The sequence below is a fragment of the Methanospirillum sp. genome, from assembly GCF_028679455.1.
Lineage (GTDB): Archaea > Halobacteriota > Methanomicrobia > Methanomicrobiales > Methanospirillaceae > Methanospirillum.
The window spans coordinates 1-8,454 of record NZ_JAJRBM010000407.1 but is presented as its reverse complement, the minus strand read 5'-3'; the positions used below and the strand labels follow the sequence as shown (position 1 = coordinate 8,454).

The window sequence follows — 8,454 nt, the reverse complement described above, 5'->3', positions numbered from 1 at the left end:
TATATCCATTCAGTCTAGAGATTTTGTTTTGTATTTGCCGAAAGTTGAAAGATATTGATGGATCATGGCATAGTCTTTGAAGTAGATTGCTGCGTCACTCCGGTTATCAGGAATCATCGGATTCAGGCCTATTCTGGAGAACTGGTTTATCTATCTATAAAAATATCCAAAACTGATATATTTAAAAAGGTCCATCACATGCTATGGGTTTCTTGGTCAGGCGGGTTCTATTTATCCTTCTCTTCTTCTCCCCCTTTATCCTAGTATTTGGCATTATCGTAAACACACACCCGAGTGATTTATTAAATATTACCCTCAGATTTTCCGGACTGTTTGGATTTCTCTCTCTTTCCGTTGGTGTTATCATGAATCTCTTAAAGAAAGAGATAAAATCCGCATTTGGATATGCATTCATCACTATCCATCATATATTTGTTTTAACCGGACTTGTCCTTATTACCATTCATCCACTAGTGCTTGCACTCTCATTTAACGATCTTTCCGTTTTTATTCCAAATATCTCATCTGTATACATTTTTCTAGCAAATGGAGGAAAAATCGCTATAATCCTGATATATCTCGGTTTTTTTGCCGCAATTTTTAGATCTGCTCTCAAAAAGAGATGGGTTCAAATCCACCGGATTATCTATCTTGCATTAATGTTCGGGATAATTCATGCAAATTTAAGTGGTGAAGATCTTTTTGATCCGGTTATACGAATCATGTTAAATGGAATTGCAGGAATCGTGCTCATAACCGGCATCGTGAAAATGAGAAATCGACGTTATATTGATAAATAAATTATTCTTTTCATCAATTTTCAGCCCCGGATAATAGTTATCTCCACCCCATCTCATATTTTTTCTCACATTAGAAAATTATTGAAACCGATTCTTGTCACGAAATATACTATATACACGGTAACCAGAATAGGATCCTGATACTGTTCTCGTAAAGGAGGTCTCAATATTACTCATTTATACCGTGAGCGATCGCTTTATGGTTCCTCCGATGCTGCACTGACCAGAAACATCAATCACAGTTCCCGGGGAAGCATTCAGGGAATAAGTGTACGCAAAGATGTCCGGTGTAGGCTGGGTCATATAATCCTGGTTAATTGTCTCGTTTCCATCCACGATAATCTTCACATTCTTAAGATAATGGGTGGTCATATCAGTTACCGTGTGAGTGAATGTTGCAGATAGATTTCCAGTAGTCTGATTATAGGCCAGGTTCAGATCACTTGGAGGATGGGCAGAAACACTAGAGATCAGAAGAAGTATGAGCAGAACTCCAAATATGCTTCCTAGATAATGGTTCATATCGGGAATATTACCTTGTGTTTTTATCAACTTTCTGGTTCCCTTCTTGATGTTGAATGATCCAATTTCATATCCCGACCAGGATCGAAAACCATTGCGATTTAATGGGACATCTTCTGGATTTTGTTTAACAAGCCAGTTGACTGACTGCCGCTTTACTGGATAGGATCACTCATCGGGAGATTATTCTGAACATGAGTGGGTCAAGTTTCAGAAGGAGAGATGATTTAAACTACGACGATTACCTTAGGGGGAACATTTTTGAACTGCTCGGATGGGTCAAAATTGGATTGACGAAAACACATATATGAAAGCACTCAATTCAGACCAGATTATGTGGAACATTATGGTGATCAGAAATAGCAGAAATCGTTTTGTGAATTAGATTTTCCATTCAAAATTCGAAACGTATATGGGATAAATAGAGCACGCAAATACGAATCATCTGTATAATTATCTTTAAATCAATTTTAGGAAAAAAATATTTTAGTTTTTAATTTTAATATTAAAAATGACGCATATTTAGTTCAGAATATTTCCATAATATGCAACCATTCGTTTGTTGATAACAACCTTTAATATTGTATATATTGATTAGGAATTATGGCACGTAGTAAACGCGTTCTAGCTGTTTTACTCCTACTTGCATTGTTAGGAATTTCGATTGGGATTCCTGCAGCAGTAGCAGATTATGGGTATTGTAACTATTGCTATTATGACAACTATTGGTGGAATTATTATTGGGATTATTTCAGTAATTACTGGAATAATTACTGGTATTATTACTGGTACGATTATTGGTATTGGTGGTGACACTACCTACCGTCTTTAGCAGCTCTTCACCTTTTTTTGATGGGATATTTTCGGAACAATAAATTTAAGTGAACTCATTCATCTCGATTCAATACAATGAATCCTATAAATTATTGATACCAGATTCGGTAATCACGATCAGGAAGATACGTTATAATAACAAGATAATCATTATCAATTTTTAAATATAATATCATTAATAATATAAATACCAAGATGTCAGCCCATTTACATGGTATTACTCCGGATGAACGATATCCGGTAAATTCATTAGATTTTTCTACAGCCCTTTTTTGTACATTCTCAAACCAAGTCATTCATCTGGTGATAGAGTTGGATGGTCCTGTACTCTATGATATCTTGGAAAAAGCTGTCGATGACGCAACCCTGGCAGAACCAATTACCAGATGCAAAATAATCAAGGATCAGGATGCTCTTTTCTGGCAGGAATGTTCAACAAAGCCTACTCATGATTACCTGCTTCGATTATCTTCCCGGACTCCCGAAAAAATACTGTACCAAGCTCTTTCATATCCTCTTGATCCATACCTGGGAAGATTATTCCAGATCATTCTGATAGAAAATCCTGATAAAACCGGAGACATAGTTGTTTTCAATGTTCATCATATCGTTATGGATGCACAGGGTCTCAAAGTTTTTTCCGAACTGATCTTGAGATATTACTCCGAATATCTTTCCGGGCATCCTCCTGAACTATTTATAATCCCTATCAGAGATCACCAATTACCACGGATATCTGATCTTCTAACTGAAAAAAAGCAGATACAAAAACCCGAAACTAGCATTGGCTGGTGCTCAAGGATATCCGTTCCTCTGCAGTCTCTTCATGTTGAGAATTATCGGTATTCTATGGTATGCTTCAATCAGAGACGTACATCAATTATCCAGGATTGCCGAAGAAAATGGGACATCACGGTAAATGATTTTATGATAGCAATCCTGGCACGTGCAATAACTTCAGTACTCCATGTGAAATCTGATATCACAGTCCCGTTGTATAACACCGTTGACCTCCGCAGATATCTTCCCATCACACTTAAGCGGTCATTGATAAATTTCTCTACCTCATTTGAAGTCAGGGTACCTATAATGCCGGGTGAATCTCTAGAACATACCGGTAAAAGAGTTCATCTCCTGATGAATCAGAAAAAATCTCAATACCCTGGACTTGACGAGGTCATTGAAGCGGAGAAGCAATTAGAATCAGGATACTCGGCTGCTAAGGAACTTATCAATTCCGCGTGGAATACTATTCAGGATACTGCCAGTAAAACAACAATATTCTCAAATACGGGTATTATCACTCGTAAACAGGTTACCCTTTGCGGTCTATCAGTCCGTAATGCTTACATTCTTCCGAGTTTTTTTCTACCTCCTGGTTTTTTCTTTCTCCTCTCCACCTTTGAGAGCATCATGACCTTATCAGCTACATATGCAGTGCCTGCATATGATCCGGACCTGATAAATATGATGTTTAACTGCATTGATCAGGAGATACCGGGATATGCCATGCATCCAGGAGTATATTCGATAATTAAATAACATCTCAACGAATCTTCATGAAATCCTTGAAGCAGAGTCTAACCCAGAATATACCTTTACTGATTATCTCCAGGCAGAAGTCAGGGGGCTTCCATCTGTATCACCATCCTCCCTTAATCTTGCCTAACTATATTTTGTGGTCAGGAAACTTATCATCGATTTTCTTTCAGGATGAGCAGATCAGCGACAATTTCTGATATGATTACAAAATCGTTATTTGTGCAAACTCCCCACAAATTGCTATATAGAACTATTCAAAATTTTACACCTTCTTCTGAAGCGTAAGTATCATATTTAAATTCTGGAACCTCTCCCGATACTTTCCCGAAATTGAAGATTGAATAATTCGATCAACGATCTCGATTTTGATCTTACAACGTGAACTCAAAATTTACGAATGATATTTCATTATCTGTCTAATTTACTTCAGCCTTACCCCTCCCTGATGTTATCATTTCGGTAACCTCCTGAATCAGATCTAATACTTCAGGATCTACCATGTTTCGGGGATAAGAGAAAGGGATCGTAACCTCCTTCAAAACTGTTGCAGGTCTTTTGGTCAGAATGATGACCCGGTTGGCAAGATACACGGCCTCTTCAGGATTATGGGTAACAATGAAAAAAGTGGTATCAAGGTGATACCTGATATTGAGCACCTCGTCCTGAAGTTCCCGCCGTGAAAATGGATCCAAGGCACTAAACGGTTCATCCATAAGGAGAATATCAGGTTCAACCGCAAGAGCACGAGCAACAGCTACCCGCTGCTTCATTCCTCCGGATAGTTGGTGGGGAAGAGCATTGGCAAACTCCTCCATCCGGACAAGAGCAAGAAGTTGTGAAACTTTCTGGTTTACCTGCTGTTCTGAAGAGAATCTGGTCTTCATCCTGAGCCCATATCCAATATTTTCGGCAACAGAAAGCCAGGGGAAAAGACTATGCTCCTGAAACACCATGGCAGTATGCAAAGAATCTGCAGAAATCCATTCATCACCGTTGATGATGCCTGAATCGGCAGTATCTAACCCGGATATGATCCGAAGAACCGTAGATTTTCCACACCCAGACGGACCCATAAGGCAGACTATTTCTTTCTTAGTTAACGTCAGGGAAACATTGTCTATTGCTTTGCACAAGGAGTTATTTTCGGCAAATATTTTTGAAATATTATTAATTTCCAGGATGTTATTCATTCTTTTCCCTGCCAATCAAAGAATCGCGTCTGGCCACATCTGAAAAGATAATCAGATACTATACCGATTATTCCAATAACGATCATACCAGCCACGATAACCTGGATCTGGCCCAGATTGTAAGCATACATGATAAGATATCCAAGACCTGCACTTGTTCCGGGAAGCATCTCCGCAGCTACCAGACACATCCATCCTACTCCAAATGCGAGCCGAAAGCCAGTCCAGATAAAAGGAAGTGCACCTGGAATAATCACTGTGACAAATTTTTCTTTTGTTGTTGCCCCAAGAGACTCAGCAACTTCCAGCCATCGGATCCTGACATTGTGAACACCTTCTACCGTACTGATAAGAACAGGAAAGAAAGAACCGATAAAAATGATGAAGATAAGCGAGCCAAATCCGATCTTAAACCAGGCAATTGCAAGAGGCATCCATGCGATAGGAGGAACCGGACGAAGAATCTGGATCAGCGGATTGAAGTATTCATCCACACGTTCTGACCAGCCACTCAGTAGACCGAGAGGGACAGCGATAACCGTCGCAAGGAGAAAACCAATGAGGACACGCTCCAGACTGATAACCCCATTTTCAAATAGAGATGCACCTCCAAACAGGGAATCCATCGGATGGATGAGGACCGGGACGATTAGTTCCCATCCGGGAAGAATGAAACTATTACCGATATTCAATGAGAGAATTTCCCAGATAATGACGATCGTCACCGGTAGTGCAATTCCCCGTTTTATCTTATGTAAACGTTTCATTTACATTCCACCGTGGCGGTAAGCCGTATAATACGATCTGTATTCCTTCATAATCGAACGCCTCTCTCATCATCTCTTCCTGGATAGAACTTTGAGGAACTGCAAGAATTACGGGATTACCCTCAGTTGAACGTTGCTTTATCCACGAGATAAATGACTTCCAGTCAGTACATGGTGCAGTTTCATTCACTACCAAACCTGAACCTCCAGTATTGATTGACTGAATGATCGAAGCAGCATTCCCCATTGATATCTGGAGTAATACGGGGACACTCCCGATATATGCAACATCTATTACATTCTGGCCGAGACCGGTCATCACTCCACCTCCGACAGATCCTGGCAACAGATCGACCGTTGCAACAGTCTGATTATGAACCATGAGATTACCATGACTCGGGCGATCTGAACTTCCATTCTCCGGGGCAAGACAGAAACCATAGGTATTGCAGATCGTTTCATATTCCAAAATTGCTACATAGAGAGGAGCATACAGATCGCTAGATGGCAGATATCCTAGTTTGATCTCCTGAGGATGTCCAGAAATCACAGGTTCAGAACCGTTCAAAAGTTTGTTAGCATATATCCTGACTGAATTATTGATCCCGGATGAGATATTTTGATCGTAGTGGTTACTCGACCCAGCCGGGCTGGTAATCCGGGAGATGCTCGGGATTGAGGCTGAATCAGTAAAAATAATATGATGAAAAGCCTCGGTTTCAACATCTTGTGGATTGAGGGATATTCCAGCAGAATGTATCGGCTTAGATCCATATACCCATGCAGCAGTAATATTGATGGCTCGAGCAGGGTCTTTTTCGATCTGTCTCATACCTGCAATGGTTATCGCTGAAAGGAGAGATGCTATTTCAGGATTTTTGTTGATAAATTCATTTCTCATAACAAGTACGTTGCAGGCAGAGTCTTCCCATTTATGATCAGGAGGAAAATCCGGATCCCGGGCTATCACTTTCCCAATATTGCCGAGTTTACTTGTTGATATAACAGATTCCCAGACTATGAATGCATCAACCTGACTGGTATCAAGCAGTTGGGGCATCATGCCTGAGGAAGCATAGACCAGTGTTACGGATGGTTTGGTTTGTGACCGTACCAGTTCATGACTTACTGGTACCGCGGAGAGGATAAGTAAGAACAGAAGGAGTATTCCGCATATGATCGGAATGAATCGAGCCTTCATATAGTACACTGGATGAACAGTCTTTATAACTTATTGATTTAGCTCAACAATACCAAGTTCAAAAACAGGATATTTGAGTGAATTGTGAGTTGTCTCATGCAAAAAAAGGACTAAAATGACCTGGGATCTGGTTAATGTGATAAATAAGAAAGGGTGTTACAATTCCACGCGGTTTAACTCTTCCCTGATTTTTAAAATCTTATCCTTAAGTTCCTGGGCGATCTCCATATCCTTCTCGATGGTTATCTCAACCACATCACCCTCTTCAAGCTTCGGAAAAATGGCCAATGGAAGGTGAATCGTCCTGACCGGTTCTGTATGGGTCAATACAATCAGGACCCCGCCTTCTACCCGATCAATGGTTGCGAATACCATCTTCAAACCAATATTCTAATCCGTCTGCATGAAGGATAATGGTTCCTTCCAGATCAGTCCGATGAATCGTTATCTTTGGTTTTTCAAGTTTGCGGATTAAAGAAGGGGTCGGGTAATGGTAATTATTCCCTCTGTGACTGAGATAATTACCGTCTCTGGCTGTGAATCAGAGAGAAGGGCATTAGTTACTGATCCTTTTGATCCATGGTAAGCGATTTTTACAACCTATGCATCGGCATCATAGGTTTCACAGCCTCCTGGAAGAAATATTTTTAAGAGCCATAGGATAGGAGAAGAGTAAGTAAATTCCATTAAATTAACGTGTCGAGGTCGGTAGGAACCATCAATGAAGAGAACACCTGCCATGGTGGGGGTTTAACAGATCATATGTGAACAATAGAAGAGTGGATCCGCTTTCCAACAGTGCAATTATGTTAGATCACGACCCGAAAATTGAAATAATGTACTAACCAAACCGACTTTGATTAGCAATACGTTTATATTGCTCTATTTTTTCAGATCTAATTCCCGATGATTATCCCTTGCTGGAACTGATATTATATCAGGTACTAATTTCAATAAGGGGTGACAACGTATCTCGTAATTTAGAGAAATTGACGCCATTTATCATGATATCCATGCATCCCCGCAACATGTATCATGTATAAGAATATAGTATTACATTATAGAAGGAAGTGATGCCTATGGCCATTGAATTATTTGAGAAGATCCTAATTGCGACAGACGGATCGGATATGAATATAACTGCAATCGAAGAAGGATTAAAAATTGGACGCGAATGCGGTTCAAAGGTATTTGCGGTCTATGTAATGGATACTCGCAGGTTCGATAAGGCACCTACGGATGTGATGATGAAAGATCCAAGAGAAGTAATTCAGACTCAAGCTGCATCTGCTCTGACATTTGTTCAATCAAAAGCAGAAGGAGTAAATCTCGAAACCGTAATTCTTGAAGGAAAACCAGATGCCGAGATCGTCAAGTACGCAACTGAAAAAGAGATCGATCTCATCGTGATAGGAACACATGCAAAACGAGGTATTGAGCGTCTGCTTCTCGGGAGTGTAGCTGAACAGGTCATTCGATCAGCATCCTGTAAGATTCTTGTTGTTAAGTAATCTCATCTGGGATTTCTAAGAGATCTCAAAAGATACGTACCCTGGAAAATGGGGGTATGATATTTCCAGTTAGATCTGATCTTTTTT

The 8,454-nt window shown here is 40.0% G+C and carries 9 protein-coding genes; 4 read left to right on the top strand and 5 right to left on the bottom strand.

The features are described from left to right. Positions 1-365 precede the first annotated feature (365 nt). A complete protein-coding gene (locus LUQ50_RS13945; protein ID WP_300040700.1) occupies positions 366-800 on the top strand; it encodes a hypothetical protein in 435 nt (144 codons plus the stop codon). Between the two features lie 177 nt (positions 801-977). Here the strand turns inward: LUQ50_RS13945 and LUQ50_RS13940 are convergent, their stop codons facing one another. Continuing rightward, on the bottom strand, positions 978-1,322 hold the full coding sequence (locus LUQ50_RS13940; RefSeq protein WP_300040698.1) for a hypothetical protein: 345 nt from the start codon (positions 1,320-1,322) through the stop codon (positions 978-980). Positions 1,323-2,013: 691 nt separating this feature from the next. On the opposite strand from LUQ50_RS13940, the gene LUQ50_RS13935 reads away from it, so the two are divergent. Together LUQ50_RS13935 and LUQ50_RS13930 are read left to right on the top strand one after the other, a co-directional pair. Next, a complete protein-coding gene (locus LUQ50_RS13935) occupies positions 2,014-2,154 on the top strand; it encodes a hypothetical protein (RefSeq protein WP_300040696.1) in 141 nt (46 codons plus the stop codon). Positions 2,155-2,351: 197 nt separating this feature from the next. Then, positions 2,352-3,698, top strand: a complete 1,347-nt coding sequence (locus LUQ50_RS13930) for a condensation domain-containing protein (protein ID WP_300040694.1) — start codon at positions 2,352-2,354, stop codon at positions 3,696-3,698. Between the two features lie 416 nt (positions 3,699-4,114). Here LUQ50_RS13930 and LUQ50_RS13925 read toward each other — a convergent pair whose 3' ends face one another. The 4 genes from LUQ50_RS13925 to LUQ50_RS13910 all read right to left on the bottom strand — a co-directional run bounded on the left by LUQ50_RS13925 (position 4,115) and on the right by LUQ50_RS13910 (position 7,231). Beyond that, on the bottom strand, positions 4,115-4,888 hold the full coding sequence (locus tag LUQ50_RS13925; RefSeq protein ID WP_300040692.1) for an ABC transporter ATP-binding protein: 774 nt from the start codon (positions 4,886-4,888) through the stop codon (positions 4,115-4,117). Further along, positions 4,885-5,655, bottom strand: a complete 771-nt coding sequence (locus LUQ50_RS13920; protein WP_300040690.1) for an ABC transporter permease — start codon at positions 5,653-5,655, stop codon at positions 4,885-4,887. The genes LUQ50_RS13925 and LUQ50_RS13920 overlap by 4 nt, the downstream gene beginning before the upstream one ends. Beyond that, the gene (locus tag LUQ50_RS13915) at positions 5,639-6,856 is read right to left on the bottom strand and encodes a hypothetical protein (protein WP_300040688.1); all 1,218 of its coding nucleotides are present in this window, start codon (positions 6,854-6,856) and stop codon (positions 5,639-5,641) included. Before LUQ50_RS13915 ends, LUQ50_RS13920 begins: the two co-directional genes overlap by 17 nt. Positions 6,857-7,012: 156 nt before the next feature. Beyond that, positions 7,013-7,231 carry a DUF3006 family protein gene (locus tag LUQ50_RS13910; RefSeq protein ID WP_300040702.1) on the bottom strand — a complete coding sequence of 73 codons (219 nt, stop codon included), beginning with the start codon at positions 7,229-7,231 and terminating at the stop codon, positions 7,013-7,015. A 704-nt stretch (positions 7,232-7,935) separates the two neighbouring features. Between LUQ50_RS13910 and LUQ50_RS13905 the strand changes: the two genes are divergently transcribed. Continuing rightward, positions 7,936-8,367 carry a universal stress protein gene (locus LUQ50_RS13905; protein ID WP_300040686.1) on the top strand — a complete coding sequence of 144 codons (432 nt, stop codon included), beginning with the start codon at positions 7,936-7,938 and terminating at the stop codon, positions 8,365-8,367. Positions 8,368-8,454: the final 87 nt, after the last annotated feature.